The following is a 26,387-nucleotide window of genomic DNA, read 5'->3' on the forward strand; positions in this document are numbered from 1 at the left end:
CCCCGGTGCCCCCTTTTACATGCGGAACCGCAGCGACGCGGCGAGTACACGGCCGATCGGGTTGGCCGCCGACGCATCGTAACCGCCACCGCCGTTCAGGCCCGGCGCGACGTTCACATAGGGCGGCTGCAGGTCGAACAGGTTGCGCACTTCCAGCCCCAGTTCGACCCCGCCCAGCAACGACGTCGCGCCCATCTCGCCCAGGTTCCAGCTCACCGCCAGGTCGATCGGGGTGTAGCTCTTGATCTTCTGGTTCGGGGTGATTGCGGTGTTGGTATAGCCACCGACATGGGTCGCGGTCAGCTGCACCCGCATCGGCTCATAATCCCACACCACGCTGCCGCGCGCCTTGAACTTAAGCGGGTTGTAGATGGTGTTGAGCCGGCTGCGGGGCGTTCCCGCGGGCGACACGGCCGTCTCGTAATGGAAGAGATAGGCGCCCGACGCGTTGAAGTTGAACGTCCCCGCGCTTTCGGTCGGCACCCGCCAGTTCACGACGAAGTCCATGCCGCGTGTCGTCGATTGGCCCAGATTGTTGTTCCGCCCGTCGACGAACAGCGTAACATTGTTGGGGTCGCCGCCGGGGAAGGTGCCGCGCGCCAGCGTCACGCCCTGTGACAGCAATTGCAGCACGCGGTCGCGCGCCGCCGTGCCGCGCAGGATGATGCCCGTCCCGGCAAATTCGGACTCGCGCGACAGGATGGCGAGATCAGCGAGATAGCTGTCGACCTGATTGATATACTTCACGTCCCAATAGGTTGCGCTGACACGCAAATTGGATGTGACGTCCCAGTCGGCGCCGACCGACCAAGTCGTCGCCTCTTCCGGCGCAAGGTTGGTGTTCGGCCCCGAATAGGCAAAGCCGGTCAGCGGCGCGCCGCCCGCCGGATTCTGGTAGCTCTGCCCGAACAGATTGTTGCTGTTGCCGTAAATCTGCGAGATCAGCGGCGCACGGAATGACGTGCCGTAGCTGCCGCGCAGTACCAGCCCGCGCACCGGCGACCAGTTGACGCCGAACTTGGGATTGGTGGTGTCGCCCACGTCCGAATATTTGTCGTAGCGGACCGCGGCGTTGATCTCGAGCCGCTCGAATCCGGGCGTGGCGTTGCCCGCGCCGAACACCGGCACCAGCAATTCGGCATAGGCGGAATCGACCCGGCGGGTGAAGCGGCGGAAGGTGACCGGCGTCCCCGCCGCGCCGCGCGCAGAACCCAGCCGCGTCTCGATCTCCTGACCTTCATAGCCGGCAGCGAGCTTCACGCTGCCACCCGGCAGATCGACGATCGACCCGTTGATCCGCGCTTCATAGCCGTTGAAGTCGTTCAGCGTCGGCGACAGCGTCAGGAAGTTGCTGATCGCTAACAGAGTGGCCGCGGACGTGCGGCCAAGGCCATAGGGGTCGAACGCCGTCGCCGGATTGCTGCTTGCCAGCGCCGCGTTCAGCGCGGTCGCGTTGAGCCCGCGCACCTGATCCGACTGGTCATTGCCGCGGCCGTAGGTGAACAGCCCTTCAAGCTCCCAGTCGCCGGGCAGCTTGAAGCGGACGCCCGGCGTCACCTGCCAGTTCTCGGCAAAACCGCGCGACACGTCGCGGGGCAGGTCGTTGTGGAAATTATAGTCGATCGTGTAGCTCGTGCCCGCGAAGCCGGTCGGGCGGACGAACCAGGCGTTGGTCTGCGGAACGGTCAGCGTTGAGCTGAAATAGGCCGGAAGCCGCTCATATTCGCGCTTGCTGTAAAAGCCGTCGGCGAACACCGTGAACCAGTCGGTGACCTCGAACGTGGCGGTGCCGTTGACCGAGTTATAGGTCTGTTTCGGGAACAAATCCTGCCCGATCAGATCGTCGCAGCTGTTGATCGTGCCCGCGACCAGGCTGCCGACATTGGCCGGGGTCAGCTGCCCCGGCATCGCATAGGACACGCCGCCAGCACGCAGTGTCCCGGGCGCGCAGCGCGTGACGCGATAGTCGTTGCCCCCGAACGCGCGCTGGTCGGAGCGGAAGAAGGAACGATCGTCGCCGCTCAGGTTCGACCGGCGCGAATGTTCATAAGCCAGCATTACCTGACCGCGATCCCACACCTTGCCGACCGCGACGCCGACCTGATATTCGTCGAAATCCGCGCCCCAGCCGCCACGCGCGGTCGCCTCGATCCCGTCGAGCGTGCGGCGCGGGATCAGGTTGACGACGCCGGCGATCGCGTCGGAACCGTAGATTGCTGATGCGCCGTCCGCGACCACTTCAACCCGCTCGAGGCCGAGTGTCGGGATGACCGACGGTTCGAACGCACGGCTGTTGTTCACCGCGCGATGCCCGTCGACCAGGATCAGCGTCGCATAGGGGCCGATGCCGCGCAGGTTGATCGTGTTGCCGTACGTGATGTTGCCGCTGCCGCCGCTTTGCGCGCGCGAATTCTCGCTGACGCCCAGGTCGAGGACCTGCGGGATCTGCTGGATCAGGCGATCGGTGCTGATCGCTCCGGCGGAGACGATGTCGTCACGGTCAACCGCGATCACGGTCGATCCGACCGGGGCGGCGCCGCGCAGGCGGCTGCCGGTGACGACGATCTCGTCGCTCTGCGGGGATCCGGATGACCCGGCTTCGGGGCCGGCGGGCGATGCGCCGCCATCTTGCGCCAGGGCAGGTGCCTGAATCGCGACCACCATCGCCAACGCGCTTCCGGCACAGCACAGCCGGCGTCCGAATCCACCCATAACATCCTCCCACCATATCTCGGTCGTTATCGACTCGATTAGATATGATCATAAACAATCCGCAACGTCAACGTTATGTGCCTAGATCGATCGCTAGATTGACGAACTGACTGAAATCGTGCTCACGCTGATGCCATGGCAGGGGAACAGGAACAGGTCGGCGCGCTCGGGCCGCTGGTCGGCTATCATTTGCGGCGCGCCTTTGGTGCGTTCGCAGCGGATTTTTCGGCGGCGATGGAGGGAACCGGGATGCGCCAGGTGCTGGTCGGCATCCTGGCCGTGGTATCGGGCAATCCCGGGATCAACCAGGGCGCGGTCGGCCGGGTGCTGGGCATCAAGCGCGCCAACATGGTGTCGCTGATCAACGAACTGGTCGATCTGAAGCTGATTGCGCGCGTGGTGGATCCCAGCGACCGCCGCGCCTTTTCGCTGACCGTTACCGACGCCGGACGCGCGATGCTGACCGATTGTCTTGCGCGGATCGAGGCCCATGAGCGCGAGATGCTCGCCGGCCTGAGCGAGGCGGAGCGCGCAACGCTGCTCGACCTGCTCGGCCGCATTGAACGGCGCGATCCGGCCGCGGGTTAACGTCCGAACGCGTTGCGGCTTCTCGCCCCTTCCGCGAGCGGGAGGGGCATTAATCCGCCAGGATCAGCGCATCCAGCGCGACCACGCCGTCACCCTTGGGATAGACCACCACCGGGTTGAGATCGATTTCGCGGATCGACGGCGTGCCGGCCAGCACACGTCCCAGGCCCGCGATCAGCTTCGCCACCGCATCGATATCCAGCGCAGGCGACCCACGATAGCCATCGAGCAGCGCGCCCTGCTTGAGCGCGCGCAACTCCGCGACGATCGCATCATGCGTCAGGTCATGCGGCAGCAGCCGGACGTCATGCAGCAGTTCAGCGGTCACCCCGCCGAACCCGGCGAGGATGACCGGCCCCCATTCGGGGTCGTTGCGCGCGCCGATGATCAGCTCGACCCCGCGCTTGCCCATCGCCTCGACCTGCGCGCCGTCGAGCGCGATGCTTGTGTTATAGGCGGCGACGTTGCCGTACAGCCGCGCCCACGCCGCATCCAGCGCGGCATCGTCGGCGATGTTCAGGATCACGCCGCCCGCGTCGCTCTTGTGGCTGAGATCGGCCGACTGCGCCTTGATCGCGACCGGATAGCTGACGCGGGCAGCAATCGCCTTGGCCTCGTCCGCGCTCGCGGCAAAGCCGCCGGCGGGGAAGGGGATGCCGACCGGGGCGAGCAGCTGCTTCGCGCGATATTCGGGGATCACGCCCGACGGCAGGTCGAGCGCCACCGGCGCGCTGTCAGCCGTCGCGAAATCGCGCTCCGCCAGCTTGCCCAGATGCCGCAGCGCCCGGAACGCGCGGTCGGGCGAGGGGAAATAGGGCACGCCGATCGCGCGCAGTCCGGCGACATACTCGGCGGGCACCTCCGCACCGTCGTCGATTCCGGCGAAGATCACCGGCTTTTCCGGATTCAGTGCCGTCACCGCATCGATGATCGCCGGGAATTTGCGCGCGCAGGTCGCCGGGTCGGTCTGGATGATTCCGAACACCAGCGCCGCGAAGTTATCGTCCGCCAGCAGCGGGATCAGCGTGCGGCGATACAGGTCGGGATCGACCAGCGCCTGCGCGGTCAGGTCCATCGGGTTGGACACCGGGATGAAGTCGGGGATCGCTGCGCGCATCGCATCCGCCGTCGCGCCATCCATTGCGGGCAGGTCGAGCCCGATGCTCTCGGCCAGATCCAGCGTCAGCGCCTTGAACGCGCCGCTCTCGGTCAGCACCGCCGTGCCGCCGCGCCGCACCGGCTTGGCGCGTACCGCGAGTTCGGTAACATCGCCCAGTGCTTCCAGGCTATCGACCAGCACCACGCCCGCGCGCTCGACCTTGGCCTTCATCAGCTGCCAGTCGCCGGCCATTGCGCCGGTATGGGTCGCGGCACTCTCCCGCGCGGCGCTCGACGTGCCGGGGTGAAGCAACACGATATGCTTGCCCGCCGCGCGCGCCTTTTCGGCGAGCGTTAGGAAGCGGGCGGGCTTGCGGAATTGCTCGACGATCATCGCGATCGCCGGAGTCTCCGGATCGTCGATCAGATACTCGACATAATCCTCGACGCCGGACGCTGCCTCGTTCCCCGTCGATACGGACACGGTGATGCCCAGTCCCTTGCTCATCAACGTCGCGCCGAGCACGACAGCCATCGCGCCGGATTGGCTGACGATGCCGACCGCCGGCTTGTCGTTGAGGTCGAGCACCGGCGTCTCGACAAAAGTCAGCGGCACGCCCGCGCGGTAATTGACCATGCCAAGGCAGTTTGGCCCCTCGACCACCATGCCGTGTTCGTGCGCGATCCGCGCGACCTCGGCCTGCGCGGCCAGCCCTTCCTCGCCGCCTTCGGCAAAGCCCGCCGAAAAGATGATCGCCGCACCCACGCCGCGCGCTGCCAGGGCCTGAACCGCGTCCAGCACTGCCGGACCGGGGATCGCAAGCACCGCAGCATCCACACCCTGCGGCAATTGATCGATCGACTTGAGGCATGGGCGCCCGTCGATGTCGTCGCGCTTGGGATTGATCAGGTGGATATCGCCTGCATAGCCGTGCCGCTCAAGGTTCTTGAGCACGGAGTTACCCAGCGCACCGGGCGTGGGAGAGGCGCCCACGATCACGACCGAACGCGGGGAGAGCAGGCGGGAAAGGTCGGGCATCACTACGCTATCCTAATTCCTCCCCTGGAGCTTGTCTCAGGGGAGGGGGACCGCCCGCGAAGCGGGGGTGGAGGGGTCGCCGCGCAGACGGCGGGTTGGCGGGAGAGGTTCCCCGCCGACGGTGTCGGCGGCCCCTCCGTCATCGCTTGCGCGATGCCACCTCCCCCAGCAAGCTGGGGGAGGACTAGGATCAAGCCTTCACGCGGTCCTTGTCGTACGCGCCCAGGCCCGGCTTGTAGCTCTTCTCGTCGATGAACTGGCGAATGCCTTCCTTGCGGCCTTCATTGTCGTACGAGTTGGCGGCTTCCTGCGCGCGGATCAGATAATCCTCGGCCTCGTCATAGGTCATCACCCCGACGCGGCGCACCGCATCCTTGGTCGCCTTGAGCGCGACCGGGTTCTTGCCCAGCAGCACCTTGGCCACTTCGGTCACGCGGTCCTTGAGCGCGTCCAGCGGCAGCGCCTCGTTGACCAGGCCCCATTCGGCGGCGGTCTTGCCGTCGATGTTCTCGCCCATCATCGCGTGGTACATCGCCTTGCGGAACGGCAGAAGCTCGGTTGCGACCTTGGTCGCGCCGCCGCCGGGCAGGATGCCCCAGTTGATCTCCGACAGGCCGAACTTGGCTTCTTCCGCAGCAAAGGCCAGGTCGCACGCGAACAGCGGGCCATAGCCGCCGCCAAAGCACCAGCCATTGACCATCGCGATCGTCGGCTTCTGGTACCAGCGCAGGCGGCGCCACCAGCCATAGCTTTCGCGCTGCGCCTTGCGCGTGCCCTGCAGTCCCTGCGCCTCGGTCTCGCGGAAATATTCCTTGAGGTCCATGCCGGCGGTCCACGCCGGGCCTTCGCCCGACAGCACCAGCACGCCCACATCGTCGCGGAACTCGAGCGTGTCGAGCACTTCCATCATGTCGCGGTTCAGCGTCGGGCTCATCGCGTTGCGCTTGTCGGCGCGGTTGAACCGCACCCAGGCAATGCCGTTTTCGACATCATAGGCGACGACGCCGTTGGCACTCAGTTCCGTCATATCTTCTTCCCTGTTGGGCGCGGGGCGCGCCTATTCGACGATGTAGAAATCGATCACGACGTGATCGGGCATTCGGATGCCGCGTCCGACCAGCACCTTGCTGCGCAGCCATTGGTGCGCGCCGGGCGGTGGGTCGAAGCTGGCGGCGGAGCGGAAATAATAGCTGCCGGGATCGACCTTCTCGCCCCGCGCGATCCTGTCGGTCACTTCGGGGCTGGCGACGCGGACGCCGACATTGTGGATGCCGATCACGGCCCCGTCGGCAGCCTTGAGGAAGTAGCGCGCTTCGACCCTGGTCACCCCGCCGGCATGGATCGCCTGCCAGTCGCCACCGCCCGGCAGCACCGTGCCGGTGAGGCGCGGGCCGGTGATCGTCCCGCCGGTGATCGGGATGAAGCGCTTGCGCGCGCCGTCGATCTCACCCTGTTCGACCGGCGCCGCCACCTCGACCCGCGCCGAAAAGGCGTAGGTCAGGGTGGGGGCAGGGGCGGACTGGCCAGCAGCCAGTCCGATGCCCGCCACTGCCGCAAGAGCGAGGGAAGGGGAGAGCGCGCCCATCGGATCAGATCGGGTAATGGCCCGGTTCGGTCTCGATCGTGATCCAGCGCAGTTCGGTAAAGCTGTCGATGCCCGCGCGGCCGCCGAACTTGCCATAACCCGACGCCTTGACCCCGCCGAACGGCATCTGCGCCTCGTCGTGCACGGTCGGGCCGTTGACGTGGCAGATGCCCGACTTGATCTGCTTCGCGACCTTCAGGCCCCGCGCGGTGTCGCGGGTGAACACCGATGCCGACAGACCGTACTCGGTGTCGTTGGCCAGTTCGATCGCATGCGCCTCGTCGCGCGCGCGGATCACGCCGACGACAGGCCCAAAGCTCTCGTCGCGGAACAGCTTCATCTCCGGCGTCACCTTGTCGATGACATGCGCCGGCATCAGCACGCCATTGGCGTCGCCGCCATTGACCTGCACCGCGCCGTGCGACACCGCATCGGCGATCAGCGACTTGCAGTGATCGACGGTCTTCTGATCAACAACAGCGCCCAGCGGCGTCTTACCCTCGCGCGGGTCGCCGACCGCCATCGTCCCGACCTTGGCCGCGAACTTCTCGACGAACGCGTCGGCGACGCTGTCGACGACGATGATCCGCTCGGTCGACATGCAGATCTGGCCCTGGTTCATGAACGCGCCGAACGCGGCGGCCTTGACCGCCTCGTCCAGATCCGCGTCCTCCAGGATGACCAGCGGTGCCTTGCCGCCCAGTTCGAGCAGCACAGGCTTCAGATGCTCCGCCGCGCGCTTGGCGATGATCCGGCCGACCGCGGTCGATCCGGTGAAGTTGATGCGGCGAACATGCGGGTTGTCGATCAGCGCGCCGACGATCTCGCCTGCATCCTGCGGCGCGTTGGTGACGATGGTGACCGCCCCCTTGGGCAGCGCTTCGTCAAACGCTTCGGCGATCAGGCTGTGCGTGCGCGGGCATTGCTCGCTCGCCTTGAGCACCACCGTGTTGCCGCATGCCAGCGGCACCGCGACCGCGCGCACGCCCAGGATGATCGGCGCGTTCCACGGCGCGATGCCCAGCATCACGCCGACCGGTTCGCGCAGCGCCATCGCGATACAGCCGGGCTTATCCGACGGGATCACCTCGCCGCCGATCTGCGTCGTCAGCGCGGCGGCTTCCCGGACCATGCCGACCGCCAGCATCAGGTTGAAGCGCGCCCAACCCTCGGTCGCGCCAATCTCGCCCATCATCGCATCGACGAACTGATCGGCCTTGGCAGCAAGCGCATCGGCGGCCTTGCTCAGTGCGGCGCGGCGGGCATTGGGGCCGAGCGCGGACCAGGCCGGGAAGGCGGCGGCGGCGGCTGCGACGGCGGCATCGGCATCGGCGACGCTGAACGCTTTCGCCTCGGTCGCGACAGCGCCGGTGACCGGGTTCAGACGGGTAAAGGTAACGCCGGGAGCCGGCGGTGCAATGGTGGCCATGAACCTCTCCTTTATATTGTTATGCTATATAACCTAAAAATCGGCGGTGCAAGCGGGTAGATCGAGTATCTGGTATGCCGCAACGTCGGCCGAAAGGGTGAGTATGCGCTTGGCCAGAGCCGCGGCGGAGTCGGCATCGATTGGCCGTGCGGCATGGGCGGCGCAGTCGATGAATTTGGCGATCAGCGCCGCATCGTCCATCGGCCGCTCGGGATGTCCCGCCGCCTGCATCACGCGATGGGCAAGGGTGGTGCCATCGTCGAGCGTGACGGTCAGCGACCCGCTCGCCGCTTCGCCGCGGCCCCAGTCGGGATTGCGCCGCTCGACCACCCCGCTTGCCAATGCTCTGGTGGCAGGATCGGCGATCCGCGCCGCCGTGAAGCTGTCAAGCGTCACCGCCCCGTCGATCAGCGCGACCGCGACGGTATAGGGAATCGAGAATTTCGCCTCGATCGCGCGGGTCGGTTCGGCCTTCACCGGCTGCGGGCGGATCAGCATTTCCTGGATCGGCCCGGTCTCCGCCTCGATCCGCGCCACCCGCGCCGGATCGATCCGGTCGCGCAGCACCAGCGCCGCCTCGATATAGGGATGCGTCCCCCGACATGCGGGCCAGGGCTTGAAGCTCACCTGATCGCCCAGGAATCGTTCGCCCAGCCCGTCGAGCAGCGTGTCGTTTGGCGCGCCTCCGCCATAGATCGCGAAATATCCCGCGCGCCCCTCCAGCGGTTCGGCAAAGGCGGTCGCGCCTGCTTCGGCCAGCAACGCCGCCTCGACCGCCGCGCGCGCGACCAGCCCCTCGCGCACGCCCCGGATCGGCGAAGTCGCGTCATATTTGATTTCGCTCGGAAAACTGCCCTGCAACAGCGCAAGCCCCATCGCATGGCGCATGCCATCTGCATCCAGCCCAATGAACCGCGCACACGCCGCTGCAGTCGCAATCAGATTGACCAGCGGCGGCGGATACCAGCCGCCCTCCTCATAGGGTCGCGGCGCAGCGATCGACAGCCGACAGGCAAGATCGCTCCCCGCCGCCATCGCGACCAGAAACTCCCCAAACGCCCGCTCGGGCCGCGCATCGGCCAGCGCCAGCAGGGCAGGGACCAGCGCCGCATTTGGATGAGCCGGCCCGGCATCGAACGTGTCCCCGAAATCCAGCTGGTGCGCGAGCGCGCCATTGGCCAGTGCTGCCAATGACGGGGTGCTCGAGCCCGAAAATCCGATCAGCCGCGACGGGCCGGAAACCGCTTCGGCATGGCGGCGATAGGGCGCCGTATCCTCGCCAAGCCCGGTCGCGCCCAGCGTCACCCCGACCGCATCCAGCAGCGCCCGACGCGTCGCGTGCAGCGTCGCATCGGGCAGTGCATCCAGCGTCAGTTCCGCAAAATGCGCCGCTATGGTGGCTGAAATAGCTTTATCACAAAACATTCTATGCAAACGCTTTCATCGGCTTTATCGGAAACGCAAGCAAAAACGGGAGAGAGTGATGCGGACACGCGCGATTGCAGCTGTAACGATGCTGGCGCTGACGCTCCCGGGCGCGGCGCGACAGGATCAAGCCGCGCAAACGCTGCCCGGTGGGGCGCGCTGGGCGGCCGAGGTGCCCGCCAACTGGAACGGCACGCTGCTGCTCTACAGCCGCGGCTATTCCCCCAGCGCGGGCAACCCCGACCCTGCCCCCAAACAACACCGACGAGCACTGCTCGACGCAGGCTATGCCATTGCCGGGTCGGACTATGGCAGCGGCGGCTGGGCGCTCGAACAGGCCGTCCCCGCCCAGCGTGCGACCCTCGCCGCCTTCGCCGCGAAACATGGCAAGCCCAAGCGCGTCATCGCCTGGGGCAGCTCGATGGGCGGCCTCGTCAGCACCGCTTTGGCCGAGGCAAAGGGCAGCGGCATCGACGGCGCCGCGCCGATGTGCGCGTCGATCGGCGGGGCGCTCGGCATGATGAACATGGCGCTCGACGGCGCCTATGCCTTCCGCACGCTGATCGCCCCCGACGCAGGCATCCGCGTCACGGCAATCGATGACGACCGCGTCAACGGCAAGCGCGTCTCCGATGCCCTCGCCGAGGCCGCCAAGACCCCACAGGGCCGCGCCCGGATCGCACTCGCTGGCGTCCTTGCCGGCATCCCCAGCTGGACGAGCCGCGACAAGCCCCAGCCCGCCGCGAGCGACTATGCTGTGCAGGCCGATGAAATCGCCAAATCCTTCGTGATGGGCGTTTACCTCCCACGCACTGATCAGGAGGCGCGCGCCGGCGGGACGTTCAGCTGGAACACCGGCATCGACTATCGCACCCAGCTCGCCCGCTCGGGCCGCCGCGCAATGGTTGAAGCACTGTACCGTGACGCCGGGCTGAAGCTCGACGCCGATCTCGCCACGCTCAACGCGGGTCAGCGCATCGCCGCCGATCCCAAGGCGGTCGCCTATATGCGCGCTAACTACACCCCAAACGCCCGCCCGCTGGTGCCGCTGGTCGCGGTGCAGACGATCGGCGACGGACTGACCGCGCCCGCGATGCAGCGCGGCTATACCGAGGCGGCGCGTGGTGATGTGAAGAGCCTGTACGTCAACGCCGCGGGCCATTGCACCTTCGACACCGCAACGGTGCTCGCGACGATCCGCTATCTCGACACGCGGATCGCCACCGGCAAATGGCCGCAAACCCCCGCCACCTTCGTCCCGCACCAGCCCGCGCCGATGCTGCGCCCGTGCTGGCGCGGCGGGAAATGTCGCTGAACCAATCATCCTTCCCCTTGCGGGGGAGGATCGGCTGCCTTCTCAAATCCCCTTGCGCGCGATCTTCCACTTCGGGTCGCTGCACAGCCCGCAATCGGCACCCGTGAACAGCTTTCCCGCCGCGGCGTCCCCACGCAGCTGCCAGTTGAGCCACGCGACCGCAAAGCGCCCGACATCCCCGCCATTGTCCTCGCGGAACGTGCCGCCATGGCCGACATCGCCATTGATCAGTGCGACCGGGATATGCGTAATCCGGGCATAATCGTCGCTGCCATTGGGCCACGCCACATCGCCCTTGCCGCCGAGCACATAGAGCGTCGGGGTGTGCAGCGCGTTCAGCATCGCCTTGTCCACCGTCATGCCGCTGATCGACTGCTTGCCGTCGTTGAACACGCCGCTGTTGTGGACCAGCACGGTCTTGATGCGCTTGTCCGCGCCCGCCTGGATCGCCTGGAGCCCGCCGCAGCTATGTCCGGCCACAGCAACCTGCGCCGGATCGATCAGCCCCTTGTAGCGGCTGCCCTCCCGACCATTCTCGGCCAGCGCCCAGTCGAGCCCCTTGAGCACGTCCTGCGCCCGCGTCGCCGGCGGGGGAAGCTGACCAGTCGCGGGATCGACGCCGCGCGGGGCGGCGGCGGCGGGGCGGGGCAGGGCGCCGGGACCGCTGTAGATTCTGCCGGGCGCAATCACGAGATAGCCATAGGACGCGATCTGCGCGAGGTGATGCCGCGCGCTCGCGCCATCGGCGGCGCATCCGCCATTGCCCCAGATCACCACGCCCAGTTTCTTTCCGTTCAGCTTGGACAGGTCGGCCGGACGATAGACGGTGTGGTCGGGAATGCCGGGATCGGCTTCCTTGATCGCGGCATAGGGACCGGTGCCGATCGAATCCGCCCGCTTGGCATCCGCCGCGCGCATTTCCGCCATGCGACGCGCGGCCTCGAGGTCGGGCTGCGGCGCGGTCTGCGCCAGTGCCGTGCTGCCCAGCAGCGCCAGTCCAAGCGCCATCATCCCGATCCGCATCATCACTCTCCCGAGGTTGTTATGCGGGAAAACTAACTCGGCAAAGCCGCGATGCAAGCCCTTTCATGCGCTCTCGCGCGCAATCACCCTAAAGCCGACATCGATGCGCCGCTCGATCTCCTGACCCGCAGCGCGCGCGCGCAATACGCGCATCACTTCGCGCGCGATGCGGGCGCCGTCGACGTCCATCGACGTGATCGTCGGGCGCATATCCCCGGCCAGTCGCAAATTGCCGAATCCGGTGACGGCGAGCTGATCGGGCACCCTGATTCCCGCCGCCTGCGCCTCGACGATCAGGCCCTGTGCAATCCAGTCCGAACCGCACACTACCACGTCGGGCTGCTCGTCCAGGTCGCTCAGGCCGCGATAGGCAAGCCGCCCCTGGCCGAAATGACTGGGAACATTGACCTCGAGCCGGGTTGGCTCGGCCCCTCCATCATGCACCCAGCGCGTCGCGAAGCCGTCCGCGCGCCGCTCCGACCGGGTCGATCGCGGCACCACCAGATGCGGCCTGCGATAGCCGCGCTGGCGCAGGAATCGCGCCATCTCCTCGCCCGCGGCGCGGTGGGAAAATCCGACCGCCACGTCGATCGGATCGTCCGGCAGGCCCCAGGTCTCGATCACCGTGATCCCCGCTGATCGCAGCCGTTCGCGCAACTCGGCATCGGAGACAATCCCGGTCAGGATGATCGCATCTGCGCGCCGCCCCAATGCCATGTTGATCTCGCGCGTCAGCCGACGATTGTCCGCACCGGTCAGCGCCAGCATCACGCTGTTCCCGTCCGCCGACAGCTCGTCAATCATCGCCTCGACCGTGTCGTTGAAGATCGATTGTGCGATGTCGGGCACCAACGCGGCGATCAGGCGGCTGCGGCTGCCCGCCAGCGCAGTGGCCGCGAGATTCTGGACATAGCCCGTCTTTTCGATCGCCTCGCGGATGCGCGCGCCTGTCGCGGCGGCAACCACCTCGGGGCTGTTGAGATAGCGGGAGACCGTCGCTGCGGACACGCCCGCCATCGCCGCCACATCGTCCAGTCGAGGATTTCGTGCTGCCATGCCGACTTCCTACACCGTTGCGACGAAAAAATGCAAAAGCTGTTGCAAGCGCTTTCACCGTAGAATATCAGTATTGTTATGACGCATGACTTCGATCCGCTTCAGCCGGAGACGTTCGACAGCGCAAACGGAGAATATGCCGAGCTTCGCGCTCGGTGCCCCGTTGCGCACAGCGACACGTGGGGCGGCTTTTGGGCCTTGATGAAACACGCCGATGTCGCGGCCGCCGCGACCGATTGGCAGACCTTCATCACGTCGAAACAGAATGTCGTGCCCAAGGTCGCTTTTACCGGCCGCCGCCCGCCGCTTCACCTCGATCCACCCGAGCACACCCCCTATCGCCGCGCGATCGCGCCCCTGCTGACCGAGCGCAAGGTCGCGAGGCTGGAGCCGGTCGTGCGGCGAATTTGTCGCGACCTGCTCAATACCATGGTGGCAAAGGGCGGGGGCGATGTCGTCGCCGACTATTCTGCGCACATGCCGATCGCGGTGTTTGCGCACTGGATGAACCTCACGCCCGACGCCGTCGCCGAACTCACCCGCGTCGGCCAGCGCTACAATATCGCGGTCCAGTCCGCAGATGTGGACGCGACCAAGGAATCGAGCCTGCTGCTCTACGACATGGCGCGCGCCATCGTTGCCGACCGAAAGGCGAACCCGCTACCGGTCGATGAAGACGTGACCAGCGCCTTGCTCGCCACCCGCGCCGATGGTGAGCCGCTGCCCGAGGAGATGATCGTCGGCACGATTCGCCAGGTTCTCGTCGTCGGCATCATCGCGCCGAGCGTGATGATCGGGTCGATCGCTGTGCATCTCGGCCGCGACCAGGCGTTGCAGGCGAAGCTGCGCGCCGACCCCGCATTGGTCCCGGCGGCGGTCGAGGAGTTCCTGCGCCTCTACACGCCCTATCGCGGGTTCGCGCGCACCGCCGTGACCGATGTGACGATCCGTGGGCGCACCATTCCTGCAGGTGAGCCGATCGCGCTCGTCTACGCCTCGGCCAACCGCGACGAAGAGGTGTTCGAGGACGCCGACCAGTTCCGCATCGATCGCCCGAACATGAAGGATTCGCTGGCGTTCGGGCGCGGCACGCACTCGTGCGTCGGCGCTGCGCTGGCGACGCTGGAACTCAACGTCGCGGTCGAGGAGCTGCTTGCCGCCGCGCCGGGCTTCACTTTGGCCGGAGAGCCAAAGCCGACCCGCTTCCCCGAAATCGGCGCGCTCAGCGTGCCGATCGCGTTCGGGCAAGCGGCATGACGCACGTCTTCCTCGCGGCGGGCGACCTCGCCCCAGATCGCGACGATTATGACGAGAGCTATGTGGCGACGCGCGATGTGCTGCACGCGGCCGACATCGCCTTCGCCCAGCTTGAAACGAGCTTTGCGGAGACGGGCGTCCGCCTGCCCCAGGCGCGCCATGCCGTCCTCGCCCGGCCCGACGGTGCCGATGCGCTCGCCCGCGCCGGATTCGACGTCATCTCGATGGCCGGCAACCATGTGCTCGACTGGGGCAATGACGCGTTCTTCGAGACCAAAGCGAACCTGGAGCGGGTCGGCCTGAAAGTCGTCGGCGCGGGCGCGAACATCGCCGAGGCCCGCAAGCCCGTGAAGATCACGCTGGGCGACGGCACGCGCGTCGCGATCCTCGCTTACTGCACCATCCTCCCGCACAGCTATTGGGCGGAGGAACGCCGCCCCGGTTGCGCCCCGATGCGCGCGCACACGCTCTACGAACAGATCGAGCACGACCAGCCGGGCACGCCCGCGCGCATCCACACCTTCCCGCACCGCGAGGATCTCGCGGCGCTCGAGGCGGATGTCCGCGCCGCCAAGGCCGACGCCGATCTCGTCTTCGTTTCGCTCCACTGGGGCATCCACTTCGTTCGCGCGAGCATCGCCGACTATCAGCGCGACGTGGCGCGCGCTGCAGTCGCGGCCGGGGCCGACGCGATCCTCGGTGGCCATCCGCACATCCTCAAGGGCTGCGAAGTGATCGACGGCGCGCCGGTCTTCTATTCGCTGTGCAACTTCGCGACCGACCTGCGCATGGACCCCGTTCATGCCGCGTCGAAAAGCTTCAACGAAATCCGCGTCCTGGCCGAGGAGTGGGAGCCGGATTTCGACAGCCTGTACAATTTCCCCAAGGCATCGCGCATGTCGCTGGTCGCGCGCTTCGAGATCGCGAACGGACGCATCGTCCGATCGGGCTTCCTGCCGCTGTACATCGACCGCGACGCGATCCCGCGCTTCGTCGAAGCGGGCAGCGAACGCCATGTCGAAATCGTCGATTACATGGCGGCCGTGACCGCCGAAGCAGGGCTCAACGCCCGCTATCGTGTGGAGAGTGAAATGGTCGTCCTGGAAGCCGCGGCATGAGCGACGGCAAACCTGCAACCGCGTCGGGCTTTCCTCTGGAAGGCTATGTCTTCCTCTATCTCATCGCCTATCTGCCCAATGTCATCATCACCAAGCTGGTGACGAGCACGGTGCACCCCGGCCTTGGTCGGCCGCTGACCGGTCTTGAAACGCTGCCCGCGTCGCTGATCATCTCGACCGTGTTGACCTATCTCTTCATCTGGTGGTCGGGCTGGCACAAGGACGCCCATGGCGTGATGTTCCTCGGTCGCCGCATCCCCGTGCCGACTAAATACACGATGTATTCGGGGCTCGGCACCGCGCTGGTGCTGTTCACCGTACCTTTGTCCTTTACCTTCGAAGGGGTCAGCATCCCGTTCATTCAGCTGCTGATGCGCGGCGACATCCTGATCATTGCGCCGATCGTCGACCTGATCTTCGGCCGCCGCGTGCGCTGGTGGAGCTGGACCGCGCTGGTGATGGTGCTGATCGCAATGGTGATCACGCTCAAGGACCGCGGCGGGCTGTACCTTCCGCCGCTCGCGATCCTGACGGTGGTGCTCTACACGATTGGCTACTTCGTCCGCCTGATCGTGATGACCAAGGTTTCGAAGAGCGGCGACCCCGCCAGCGTCCGGCAATATTTCGTCGAGGAGAAGGTGTTCGCGCTGCCGCTGTCGGTCGCGATCCTCGCAGCGATCTCGGCGTCGGGCATCGGCAGCCAGTCGGGCGCGCTCGGCTGGGGCTTCATCTCGGTCTGGACCGATCCGGTGATCTGGCCGCTGCTCGGGATCGGTGTCACGCTCACCATCGTCTCGGTCTTCGCGATCATCATCCTGCTCGATCCGCGCGAGAACGCCTATTGCGTCCCGCTCGAGCGCGCGGCGAGCCTGGTCGCCGGGGTCGGCGGCGCGCTGATCCTGGCCTGGGTCTGGGGTTTGCCGCATCCGCGCCCGGCCGAGCTGGTCGGCGCCGGCATCCTGATCGCCGCCATCGTGCTGCTTTCGCTCGCCCCGCGCTTTGCCGACCGGCCCGCCCGCTCGGCGCGCGCGGAAACCACCTGACACATCGCTTTCGTCGACCCGCAGAGACAGGCGGGCTGAACATAAGGAGGGGAATGAAATGACCAACACCATTTGTCGCCCGTCGACCCTGTTGGGGCGCAGCGCATTGGGCGCGCTCGCGCTCGCCATCGCCACTCCGGCGCTTGCGCAGGAAGAGGCGCCGACCACCGGCGCGCAGGCCGCCGAACAGGACATCGTCGTCACCGGCAGCCGCATCCGTGGCATCGATCCGGTCGGCTCTGCCGTGATCGCGATCGATTCCGATCAGATCATGGAAGAGCCGGTCACCTCGACCAACGACATCCTGCGCCGGGTCCCGCAGGTCGTGTCGCTCGGCGCCAACCGCGCGGGCGGCAATGCCCAGAACGGCGCGGCCAATGCGACGCGCGGCGCGGGCATCAACCTGCGCGGCCTGTCCACCAACGCAACGCTGCTGCTTTATGACGGCAAGCGCCTTCCGCCACAGGGTACGCAGGGCCAGTTTACCGATCCCTCCGCTATCCCCTCGATCGCGCTCGGGCGGATCGAGGTCGTCGCCGACGGCACCTCCGCCGTCTATGGCTCGGACGCGGTCGCCGGCGTGGTCAACCTGATCCTGCGCAAGGATTTCTCGGGCATCGAGGTGCGCGGTCGCTACGGCATCACCGAAGCGGATTACTACGAGGCGCAGGCCGCGGTGTTGCTCGGGCACAAATGGGACAGCGGTTGGATCATGGCGGCCGGCGAGTACGCCAAGAACAACGATCTGCTCGGCTCCGAACTCGATTTCTACACCTCCGACAACCGCAGCCGGGGCGGGCGTGACCTACGCGGCACCAACTGCGCGCCCGGCACGATCGTCGCGGGCGGCGTCAACTATGCGATTCCCGCAGGGGGCGTGACACCGGCCACGGCTGGCAGCCTCGTCGCCAACACCCGCAACCTCTGCGAATTCCGCGACATCGCGCAGGTCATCCCCGATCAGGAGCGCTGGAGCGGCGTCGCGGCGCTGAGCCAGGACATCACCGACGGCATCCGCATCTTCGCCGACGGCTTCTACTCGCGGCGCAGCGGCACGCTGTTGTTCAATCCCACGGCGAACGCGACCGTCCCCAGCACCAATCCGTTCTTTGTCTCGCCCGTCCCGGGCGCGACCTCGGTGACGGTGCAGACCACCTTTCTCGGCGCGACCGGCGCGCTGCCCAATGACTATTGGGCCAGCACGTGGAACGTGTCGGGCGGGGTCGAGGCCGACCTGTTCGGGGACTTCCAGGGAACGGTCTATTATGCGCAGGGCCGCTCGGAGGAAGTCGCCGACCGCCGCCGTTCGGGCATCAACGCCGCGGCACTCAACGCCGCGCTCGCCGACACCAACCCGGCGACTGCGCTCAACGTGTTCGGCGGGACGAACAACCCCGCGACGCTGGCGCGGATCACCGACAATTACTTCGTGATCGAGGGTAAGACCCGGCTCGAAGTCGTGAACGCCCAGCTCGACGGATCGCTGTTCGCCATCCCCGGCGGCAATGTCCGCATCGCGCTCGGTGCCGAGCATCGCGTCGAATATACCTATACGTCGCTGCTCACTGGCCAGTCTGCAAGCCAAGTGCGCACCGCCAGCGACGGCAGCCGCAACGTCGACGCGGTGTTCGCCGAACTGTTCGTGCCGATCGTCGGCGCCGACAATGCTGCGCCGGGCCTTGAACGCCTCAACCTCAGCCTCGCGCTGCGGCATGAGAATTACAGCGACTTCGGCAGCACCACCAACCCCAAGATCGGCCTGACCTATTCGCCCTGGACCGGACTGGTGCTCAAGGGCACCTATGGCACCTCGTTCCGTGCGCCGACCTTTACCGAAGTGTCGACCGTCGGCGGCGGCGCCGGCCTGTACTTCGACACGCTGCCGGGTCCCAGCGGCAACCAGATCGGCATCGGCATCGCCGGCGGCAATCCGGGGCTGAAGCCCGAACAGGCGACCACCTGGTCGTTCGGTATCGATATCACGCCGCCGGAAATTCCCGGTTTCACCGCGTCGGTGAATTATTTCCGCATCGATTACACCGACCAGATTCAGGCGCTGCGCGGCACGCCCGGCCTGCTCACCAATCCGATCTACAGCCAGTTCGTGCAGTTCAACCCGACCGCGGCGCAGATTTCCGCGCTGGTCAATTCGGGCCTGCCGATCAATCAGGCGATCAACCAGTCGCTGGTGACCTTCATCGCCGCTGGCCGTCGCCAGAATCTCGGCACCTCGCTGTTCCGCGGGCTCGATTTCACCGCCGCCTATCGCTGGAACTGGGGCGGGGTGGAGCTCGATGCCGGGATTCAGGGCACCTATATCCTCGACTATCTGTTCGAAGCGGTGCCGGGCGCGGGGCTGGTCAATGTGCTCGACACGATCGGCTTCACGCAGAAGTTCCGCACGCAAGCGGACATCGGCGCCAAGGTTGGCGCGTTCAAGTCGCGGCTGACCTGGAACCACCTCAACGGCTACACCAACACCACCTCGACCGTGGTGCGCGATGTCAGCAACTACGACACGTTCGACCTGCTGGTCGGCTATGACTTCACCGACCGGATCAACCTGTCGCTCGATGTGCGCAACCTGTTCGACGAGGATCCGCCCTTCGTCGACACGACCAACGGCTTCGACCCGCAGGCGTCGAACCCGATCCCGCGCATGTTCGCGATCACGGCGAACGTGAAGTTCTGATGCCGGCGCTGCTCGCCGCAGCCCTTGCCGGGTGCGCGTCCCTCTCGGGCGCGCACCCGGGCGGGGTGACCGTAACCGCGGCGACAGCGATCACCCCCGCGCCCAGCTGGACGCCGCAGACCACCAGCTTCTATCGCGGCGGTCCGGTCAGCGTCCCGCTGTGCCGGGTCGAGGGCGTGATCGAGGGGAATATCGGCTTCGAACTCTGGCTTCCCGCGACCTGGAACGGCCGCCTGCTCGGCGCTGGCGTCGGCGGCGACGCGGGGGTCTACAACTACACGGACATGAGCCGCCGCGTGGGCGAAGGCTTTGCCACCGTCACCACGGACAGCGGGCATAAGGTGACCCGGGCGCGCTGGATGGCCGATCCCAAGGCGCGCGTCGATTACGAACATCGCGCGATCCACCTGACCGCCGTCGTGGCCAAGGCGCTCGCCGCCAAATTCTACGGCCGCACGGTGGACAAGAGCTATTTCACCGGCTGTTCGGGCGGCGGGCGTCAGGCGCTCAAGCAAATGCAGAACTACCCCGGCGACTATGACGGGGTCATCGCCGGCGCACCGGGGCCGTATATGCCGCTGCAATCGGTGCGGATGCTGTGGTTCGCGCTGCAGCAAAAATGGACCCCCGCCGGCGCGCTGAGCGATGCCGACTGGGCGCTGTACGAAAGCAAGGCAACCGCCGCGTGCGATGCGCAGGATGGCGTCACGGACGGCATCATTTCCAACCCGCTGGCCTGCAAATTCCGCACAGCGACCCTGCTGTGCAAGCCCGGCCAGACCGAGGGCTGCCTGACCGCGCCCAAGCTCAGGATGCTCGACCTGATCCGCGCGCCGATGCGCGACGAGGCGGGCAGGGCGATGGACGGCGGGCTGTTCCCAGGCGTCCGCACGCGTCCCGGCCCGCCCTCGCCGCTGCTGCGCGCCATGTGGGCGGACGGCGTTTATGACGACGCCAACTGGAACGAAGACAGCTTCCAGCGCAGCCGCGACCTGCTCGCCGCCAACCGCCGCATGCCCGAGCTGCGCGCGGACAAGGTCGCGATTGCGCCCTTCATCCGGGCGGGCGGCAAGGCGATCCTCTATCAGGGCTGGGCCGACCCCTCGACCAACGCCGGCCCGACGATCGACTATTACGCCGCACTCGCCCGCGCCAATGGCGGGCTGGCAAAGCTGGACGACCATGTCCGCCTGTTCATGGCCCCCGGCATGTACCATTGCGCGCGCGGCCCCGGCGCCGACCAGTTCGGTGCCTCGGGGCAGACGAGCTGGCCCGGCGACCCGTCGCGCGACGTGCTGTGGTCGCTGATCCACTGGGTCGAACAGGGGCAAGCACCGGCTCGTCTGACCGCGACCAAGCTACAGGAGGGCAGGGAGACGTTCACCCGAACCCTCTGCCCCTATCCCCAGGCGGCGCGCTGGGACGGGAAGGGGCCCGCCGACGCCGCGTCCTCCTATCGCTGCGTGATCGATCCGGCGCTCGTCAAATATATGGGCCGCAAGACGCTGGTCGGTTCCTAAACTACACCCGCGCTGCTAGCCATCCGCGCGACGTAGCGGAGGACCCCATGGCAGCGGTTACGGTCGACCCGGACAAGGTTCGCGAATTTGCCGACGCGGCGCGCTTCTATGCCTGGCTGAGCGAAAACCACGCCGTCGCCGACGAACTGTGGATCAAGATCCACAAGGTGAGCTCCGGCCTGCCCTCGATCACACCGAAAGAGGCGATCGACGTCGTGCTGTGCTGGGGCTGGATCGATGCCATCCGCAAGAGCTTCGACGCGCACAGCTATCTTCAGCGCTACACCCCGCGCACCGCGAAGAGCATCTGGAGCCAGGTCAATGTCGAGAATATCGATCGGCTGATCGCGGAGGGCCGGATGACCCCGAACGGGCTCAAGCAGGTCGAGGCGGCAAAGGCGGACGGGCGCTGGGATCGTGCCTATGGCGCGGGCAAGAAGATGAAGATCGCCGATGACTTTCAGGCGGCGATCGATGCCGAGCCGCTGGCCAAGGCGATGCTGGCCAGGCTGACCGAGCAGAACCGCTTCGCGCTTGCCTTTCGCGTGCACAATATGAAGACCGAAGCGGGGCGGGCAAAGCAGATCGCAACGTTCGTGGACATGCTCAAGCGCGGCGAAACGATCTATCCGCAGCGCGACCGCTAGCCGTCCGGCACGATCCGCACATCCACCCGCCGCGCCTGCGGCCAGCGCAGCCCGTCGAACGCCTCCGCCGCATACGGCCCCGGCAACGCCTTCACGATCCGGATCCGATCCGGCGCGATGCCGCGCAGGATCAGCGCGCGCCGCACCACCTCTGCGCGGGTCCGCGCCAGTGCCTTGTCCTCGACGATCCGCCGCCCCGACACCGTCTCCGGCACGGTCTGCGCCACGCCTGCAATCTCGATCCGCGCCGGCTGCACATCCAGCGCATAGTTGATCGTCGCGTCGAGATAATAGTCGCTCAGCTGATAGGTGATGAAGCTGCTGGAAAAGCCGAACGGGATCGTAAACCGGCCCTCGGCGAACGGCTGGGCGGGCTTCTTGCGCGCCTCATAAAGCGGGCGAACGTTGCGGGCGGGCAGGGCGAAGCGCCGTCCCTGATAGCCCTCGGCGCGGATCAGATGGCGGGTGCAGGGTTCCTCCAGCACCGACACCGTCGCCGGTTCGATCACCGTTCCGCCGCACGGATCGCCGCCATCCTTGGCGACGAACCCCTCGACCAGGATCGCGTGGTTCCAGTCGGGCTTGGTGGGCGCGGCGGTGACGTCGTAGCGGATGCCGGTTGCCGGATCGCTCGCCAGCCAGCACCCCGATTTCCGCCCGTTATCGGTATCGCGATAGACCGGGCAGGCGATGAACCGCACTGCCTTCTGCGCATCCTGCGCCCCGGTCAGCAGGACCGCGCCCAACAGCAACACCGTCTTCACAGCGCGCGCATCATGTTTTCGAGGTCGCGCTTCTCCTGCTCGGTATAGCCGATGTTATAGCGCCGCTCGTAATAGTCGATCACCCCGCGCAGATCCTTCGCGCTGCCGTTGGAGAAATAGGGCGCGCGCGCCGACAGGCCGCGCATCGTCTGAAGCGTGATCCGCCCGACATCGGCGCATTTGCCCGTGGTCAGCGCAAAGCCCGGATCGCTGGTCAGGATCGTGCGCCCATAATGCGGATGCGGCTTGCCGGTGCAGGTCACGCGGAACAGCGGCAGATGCGGGGCAGGGTCCGCAAACGGCTGGTTGGTCGTGCCCAGATCGACCTGACCCGGCGCGACATCCATGCCCATATAACTCATGTTGTGACAGAAGACGCAGCTGTTGCGCACCGGGTTGCCGAAGCCGATCGGCGAGTTGATGCCCGCCGTGTCGGTGATCAGGAAGGTCTTGTCGCGAAACACCCGCGCGCCGCGCGCGACGGACTCGCGGAATGCGATGACTTCAGGCGATAGCTTCGCCTTCGCCGCCGCGGGCATCTTCTCCCACGCCTCGAACTCGCTCCACACCGGAATGCCGCCGTCGCTGCCCAGCCGTCCGGCCTGCGACACCTGCAGTGTTTTGGTTCCGCCCATCGATCCGTCGCCGTCGAGCGCACCGCCCTTCACGTCGAATTGCTGCGCAGCATAGATGCGCCGCTCGAAGTCGAGGATGCGGGCAATGTCGCCCTTGTCGAGATTCTTGAGAAAGCCGAGATGCGCCCCCGCCGCGTCGCGCATCTGCGCCTCCAGCGTCGGCACGCGGCCATCGGCCATCAGGTTCCCGCTGACCGGCTTGCCCGTCTCCGGATCGACCGGCAGCGGCATCCCCGCCTTAGGATCATAGGCGAAGCCCATCGCCTCGATATATTTGAAGTTCGCCACCGGGCGCGGGCGGCGGAACACCGACACCATGCCCGCGCCCTTCAGGCCGTATTTGGGATCGAGGTTACACGTCGACGGATCGCGCACGACCTCGATCGTGAAGTCCGGCTTCACATCCTTGGGCGGCCATGGCCGGGCGATACGGATCAGGCCATGGTCGATCAGCAGTGAATGCGACGCGCGCTCGCCCTGCGGCAGGCTGGGGCAGTTCGACCCGTCCGACGCCGCGAATAACGGGTCCTTCGCGCCGCGCCGCGTCCATTGCCGAGCCGCCGACGCCGCTGAGAGGCTCATCGCGTCCGCAGGCTGGTGACAGGTAACGCACGCCCGCCCGTTCGGCCCGATCGCGGTGAAGAAGGGATGATCCTTCGTCTCCATCGGCCCATTGTCGAGCAACAGCCGCAGCGTGCCATTGGCATTGCGATAGTCGAGGCTGGCCGGGAACACGCGCCCCTCGTTCGGGTCCCACCACGGATCCTTTTTGTCCTGCGCGAACGCAACCGCCGCAGCAAAGGCGATCGTAGCAGCGCCAAGGACGAGGCCGCGGATCACGCCTTGCCCTCCCGCGCATTGCCGAGGCGGCTGAGCGGCAGGATCAGAAGCGCGCCCAGTAGCATCAGCCCCGCCAGCACATAGACCGGAACGGTGATCTTCCCTGTCGACGCGACGATCCACCCGATGACGATCGGCATCACCGTGCTGCTGGCATTGCCGCACAGGTTGATCGTGGCGATGGCCCCCGGATTGCGCGCACCGACGAACTTGGTGGGGATCGTCCAGAATACCGACTGCGCGCCGCCCAGTCCGAACCCGCCGATGACCAAAGCCGCCAGCGCCAGCGGTCCGTTATGCGTGAACTGCGCCGCCACCCCGAACGCCGCCGCCGCGCCCAGCATCGGCCAGGCAAGGTGCTTGTACCGCTCGCCGCTGCGGTCCGAATGGCGCGCATTCCACACCATCCCCGCGCCGATCGCGACCCAGGGGAGGGCGGCGAGGATGCCGACTTCCAGCGGATCGTTGCGCCCCAGCGTCTTGATCGCGATCGGCAGCCAGAAGATGATCGCGTTGGCTCCGGTGATCAGCACGAACCACACCCCCGCCGACACCCAGAGTATGGGGTCCTTCAACGCATCGGACAGCTTGGCGCTGGGCGCCCGCGCGTCGGTTGCTTCGGCGGCGATCGTGTCCTCGATCCGCGCACGTTCGTCGTCGGACAACCACTGCGCTTGCGCCGGGCGATCGACGAACCAGAAGATCGCGACGATCCCCGCAATCACTGTTGCCAGCCCCTCGACCAGGAACATCATCCGCCACGACGCGATGCTGCCGGTGTCCATCGCCATCAGCGCCCCGCACAATGGCCCGCCAAAGATCACCGAAATCGGGATCGCCAGCATCGTCCCGGCAATCGCCCGCGCGCGATATTGCTGCGGCAGCCATTGGCTCACATACCACACCACGCCCGGCGCAAAGCCGCTTTCGAACAGCCCGAGCAGGAAGCGCAGCACATAGAAGTGCAGCGGGGTCTGAATCGCCGCCATCGCGGTCGCGACCGCGCCCCAACCGATCACGCTCCCCGCAATCCACCAACGCGGCCCGATCCGCCGCAGCACCGCCGCGCTCGGCAGCTGGAACAGCAGATAACCGACGAAGAAGATGCCCACGCCAAAGCCATAGGCCTTTGGGTCCAGCCCCAGATCCGGGTTCATCTCGATCGCCGCGAAGCTCACATTCACGCGGTCGAGCGAACTCAGGATGATGAGAAAGGTCAGCGGCGCAACGACGCGCGCCATCACCTTGCGATAGGTGGTCGGTTCCAAGCCTCTCTCCTTTGCAAAAAGGCTATGCGATAAAGCATTTTTGTGTCAACGAGATTGTCGACAATCTGCTGAGGTGAGGATGATGGCGCCGCGCTGGACCGCCAACGAATATGACCCCCATGCGCCTGAGGCATTCGACACGCCGCATCAGGTGTTCGCCGATCTGCGCGCCCGATGCCCGGTCGCGCACAGCGACGCATTCGGCGGCTTCTGGATCGCCACGCGCCATGCGGACATCAAGGCGATCCTCGACGACCCCGCCGAGTTCACGACGACTGTCCGCAACGTCGTCCCGGGCGCGTCCGCCACCGGCCGCCGCCCGCCGCTGCACCTCGACCCGCCCGAGCATACGCCATACCGCCGCGCGATCGACCGCGCACTCGGCGCCTCGCGCCTCGCCGCGATCGAGCCGGTGATCGAACGCCATGTCGCGATGCTGCTCGACTCCTACATCGCGGCGGGCGGCGGCGATTTCGTCGAGGGGTTCGGCAGCCCGCTCCCCGCCTTGCTCTTCGCCGACTGGTTCCAGCTCAGCCCCGACCAGACCGACCTGTTGTGGCGCACCGCAAAGGATTTCGTGAAGGCGTGGGAGGCGTTCGATGTCGCCGCCGTGTCGAAGGCGAGCGAGATCCTCTACGACCTCGCCCGTGACCTCATCGCCACCCGCCGCGCCGCGCCGCTCGATCCCGAATTCGATCCGGTCAGCAGCCTGCTCGCCGCGACCGACGCTGAAGGCAATCCGCTCCCGCACGAAATGCTGGTCGGCTGCGTCCGCCAGATCCTCGTCGTCGGCCTCGTCGCGCCGCCGGTCTTCCTCGGTAGCGTCGCGGTCCATCTCGCGCGCCACCCCGACCTCGCCGACCGGCTGCGCGCCGCGCCCGACAGGATCGACGCGGCGGTCGAGGAATTCCTGCGCCTCTACACCCCCTATCGCGGCTTCGCGCGCACCACGCGCAACGGCGTCGAGCTCCGTGGCCGCCGCATCGAACCGGGCGAGCCGATCGCGCTCGCCTATGCCTCGGCCAACCGCGACGAAGCGGTGTTCGAGGCGCCGGACGAATTCCGCCTCGACCGCGCCAATGTTCGCGACCACCTCGCCTTCGGCCGCGGCCCGCATCGCTGCGCCGGCATGGCGATGGCGCGGATGGAATTCCGCATCGCGTTACGCGAACTCCTCGCCCGCACGCGCAGCATCGAACTCGCGGGCGACGTGCGGATGAGCGGCATGCCCGAAGTCGGCCCGGTCTATGTTCCGCTCACGATAGCGGGCGCATAAACCGACAAGAAAAACCCCTCTCCCTTTCGGGGGAGGGGCAAAGGTTTGGGGGAGTCC

At 66.7% G+C, this 26,387-nt stretch carries 20 protein-coding genes; 9 read left to right on the forward strand and 11 right to left on the reverse strand.

Translation table 11 applies throughout. The features are described from left to right. Positions 1 to 15: 15 nt before the first annotated feature. Positions 16 to 2,712 (reverse strand): TonB-dependent receptor plug domain-containing protein, encoded by a 2,697-nt coding sequence (locus ACO05N_RS11430; RefSeq protein ID WP_422057209.1) that lies wholly within the window; start codon positions 2,710 to 2,712, stop codon positions 16 to 18. A 135-nt stretch (positions 2,713 to 2,847) separates the two neighbouring features. Here ACO05N_RS11430 and ACO05N_RS11435 point away from each other — a divergent pair, with 135 nt between their 5' ends. Beyond that, complete coding sequence (locus tag ACO05N_RS11435) at positions 2,848 to 3,300, forward strand: MarR family winged helix-turn-helix transcriptional regulator (RefSeq protein WP_422057210.1); 453 nt, start codon at positions 2,848 to 2,850, stop codon at positions 3,298 to 3,300. A gap of 49 nt (positions 3,301 to 3,349) precedes the next feature. Here the strand turns inward: ACO05N_RS11435 and ACO05N_RS11440 are convergent, their stop codons facing one another. The 5 genes from ACO05N_RS11440 to ACO05N_RS11460 all read right to left on the reverse strand — a co-directional run bounded on the left by ACO05N_RS11440 (position 3,350) and on the right by ACO05N_RS11460 (position 9,876). Then, complete coding sequence (locus tag ACO05N_RS11440; RefSeq protein ID WP_422057211.1) at positions 3,350 to 5,437, reverse strand: acetate--CoA ligase family protein; 2,088 nt, start codon at positions 5,435 to 5,437, stop codon at positions 3,350 to 3,352. Between the two features lie 190 nt (positions 5,438 to 5,627). Beyond that, the gene (locus tag ACO05N_RS11445) at positions 5,628 to 6,464 is read right to left on the reverse strand and encodes a p-hydroxycinnamoyl CoA hydratase/lyase (RefSeq protein WP_422057212.1); all 837 of its coding nucleotides are present in this window, start codon (positions 6,462 to 6,464) and stop codon (positions 5,628 to 5,630) included. 30 nt (positions 6,465 to 6,494) lie between these two features. After that, positions 6,495 to 7,022, reverse strand: a complete 528-nt coding sequence (locus ACO05N_RS11450; protein WP_422057213.1) for a DUF3237 domain-containing protein — start codon at positions 7,020 to 7,022, stop codon at positions 6,495 to 6,497. A 4-nt stretch (positions 7,023 to 7,026) separates the two neighbouring features. Next, positions 7,027 to 8,451, reverse strand: coding sequence for an aldehyde dehydrogenase (locus ACO05N_RS11455; RefSeq protein WP_422057214.1), 1,425 nt, complete (start codon positions 8,449 to 8,451; stop codon positions 7,027 to 7,029). Positions 8,452 to 8,484: 33 nt separating this feature from the next. Next, the gene (locus tag ACO05N_RS11460; protein ID WP_422057215.1) at positions 8,485 to 9,876 is read right to left on the reverse strand and encodes an MmgE/PrpD family protein; all 1,392 of its coding nucleotides are present in this window, start codon (positions 9,874 to 9,876) and stop codon (positions 8,485 to 8,487) included. Positions 9,877 to 9,934: 58 nt separating this feature from the next. Between ACO05N_RS11460 and ACO05N_RS11465 the strand changes: the two genes are divergently transcribed. Next, complete coding sequence (locus tag ACO05N_RS11465) at positions 9,935 to 11,191, forward strand: alpha/beta hydrolase (protein ID WP_422057216.1); 1,257 nt, start codon at positions 9,935 to 9,937, stop codon at positions 11,189 to 11,191. A 42-nt stretch (positions 11,192 to 11,233) separates the two neighbouring features. On the opposite strand, the gene ACO05N_RS11470 is transcribed toward ACO05N_RS11465, so the two are convergent. Both ACO05N_RS11470 and ACO05N_RS11475 read right to left on the reverse strand, forming a co-directional pair. Beyond that, complete coding sequence (locus tag ACO05N_RS11470; protein WP_422057217.1) at positions 11,234 to 12,214, reverse strand: hypothetical protein; 981 nt, start codon at positions 12,212 to 12,214, stop codon at positions 11,234 to 11,236. Positions 12,215 to 12,277: 63 nt separating this feature from the next. Beyond that, entirely contained in the window at positions 12,278 to 13,270 is a 993-nt protein-coding gene (locus ACO05N_RS11475) for a LacI family DNA-binding transcriptional regulator (protein ID WP_422057218.1), read from the reverse strand. Between the two features lie 201 nt (positions 13,271 to 13,471). Between ACO05N_RS11475 and ACO05N_RS11480 the strand changes: the two genes are divergently transcribed. Genes ACO05N_RS11480 through ACO05N_RS11505 form a run of 6 tightly spaced genes read left to right on the forward strand, consistent with a single transcriptional unit; the run spans position 13,472 to position 21,547 of the window. Beyond that, on the forward strand, positions 13,472 to 14,527 hold the full coding sequence (locus ACO05N_RS11480) for a cytochrome P450 (RefSeq protein ID WP_422057219.1): 1,056 nt from the start codon (positions 13,472 to 13,474) through the stop codon (positions 14,525 to 14,527). Beyond that, entirely contained in the window at positions 14,524 to 15,645 is a 1,122-nt protein-coding gene (locus tag ACO05N_RS11485; RefSeq protein WP_422057220.1) for a CapA family protein, read from the forward strand. The genes ACO05N_RS11480 and ACO05N_RS11485 overlap by 4 nt, the downstream gene beginning before the upstream one ends. Then, complete coding sequence (locus ACO05N_RS11490; protein WP_422057221.1) at positions 15,642 to 16,688, forward strand: hypothetical protein; 1,047 nt, start codon at positions 15,642 to 15,644, stop codon at positions 16,686 to 16,688. The genes ACO05N_RS11485 and ACO05N_RS11490 overlap by 4 nt, the downstream gene beginning before the upstream one ends. 58 nt (positions 16,689 to 16,746) lie before the next feature. Next, positions 16,747 to 19,380 (forward strand): TonB-dependent receptor plug domain-containing protein, encoded by a 2,634-nt coding sequence (locus tag ACO05N_RS11495; RefSeq protein ID WP_422057222.1) that lies wholly within the window; start codon positions 16,747 to 16,749, stop codon positions 19,378 to 19,380. Further along, positions 19,380 to 20,900 (forward strand): tannase/feruloyl esterase family alpha/beta hydrolase, encoded by a 1,521-nt coding sequence (locus tag ACO05N_RS11500; RefSeq protein WP_422057223.1) that lies wholly within the window; start codon positions 19,380 to 19,382, stop codon positions 20,898 to 20,900. The genes ACO05N_RS11495 and ACO05N_RS11500 overlap by 1 nt, the downstream gene beginning before the upstream one ends. Before the next feature lie 47 nt (positions 20,901 to 20,947). Then, complete coding sequence (locus ACO05N_RS11505) at positions 20,948 to 21,547, forward strand: YdeI/OmpD-associated family protein (RefSeq protein WP_422057224.1); 600 nt, start codon at positions 20,948 to 20,950, stop codon at positions 21,545 to 21,547. On the opposite strand, the gene ACO05N_RS11510 is transcribed toward ACO05N_RS11505, so the two are convergent. The 3 genes from ACO05N_RS11510 to ACO05N_RS11520 are packed head-to-tail and all read right to left on the reverse strand — an operon-like array spanning position 21,544 to position 25,054. Continuing rightward, positions 21,544 to 22,311: a hypothetical protein gene (locus tag ACO05N_RS11510; RefSeq protein ID WP_422057225.1), complete on the reverse strand. Its 768-nt coding sequence runs from the start codon at positions 22,309 to 22,311 to the stop codon at positions 21,544 to 21,546. The genes ACO05N_RS11505 and ACO05N_RS11510 overlap by 4 nt on opposite strands. Next, positions 22,308 to 23,786, reverse strand: a complete 1,479-nt coding sequence (locus ACO05N_RS11515) for a hypothetical protein (RefSeq protein ID WP_422057226.1) — start codon at positions 23,784 to 23,786, stop codon at positions 22,308 to 22,310. The genes ACO05N_RS11510 and ACO05N_RS11515 overlap by 4 nt, the downstream gene beginning before the upstream one ends. Further along, the gene (locus tag ACO05N_RS11520) at positions 23,783 to 25,054 is read right to left on the reverse strand and encodes an MFS transporter (RefSeq protein ID WP_422057227.1); all 1,272 of its coding nucleotides are present in this window, start codon (positions 25,052 to 25,054) and stop codon (positions 23,783 to 23,785) included. Before ACO05N_RS11520 ends, ACO05N_RS11515 begins: the two co-directional genes overlap by 4 nt. Before the next feature lie 82 nt (positions 25,055 to 25,136). On the opposite strand from ACO05N_RS11520, the gene ACO05N_RS11525 reads away from it, so the two are divergent. After that, positions 25,137 to 26,330: a cytochrome P450 gene (locus tag ACO05N_RS11525; RefSeq protein WP_422057228.1), complete on the forward strand. Its 1,194-nt coding sequence runs from the start codon at positions 25,137 to 25,139 to the stop codon at positions 26,328 to 26,330. Positions 26,331 to 26,387: the final 57 nt, after the last annotated feature.

The organism is Sphingomonas sp. (assembly GCF_965227385.1).
In the GTDB taxonomy this organism is placed as follows: domain Bacteria; phylum Pseudomonadota; class Alphaproteobacteria; order Sphingomonadales; family Sphingomonadaceae; genus Sphingomonas.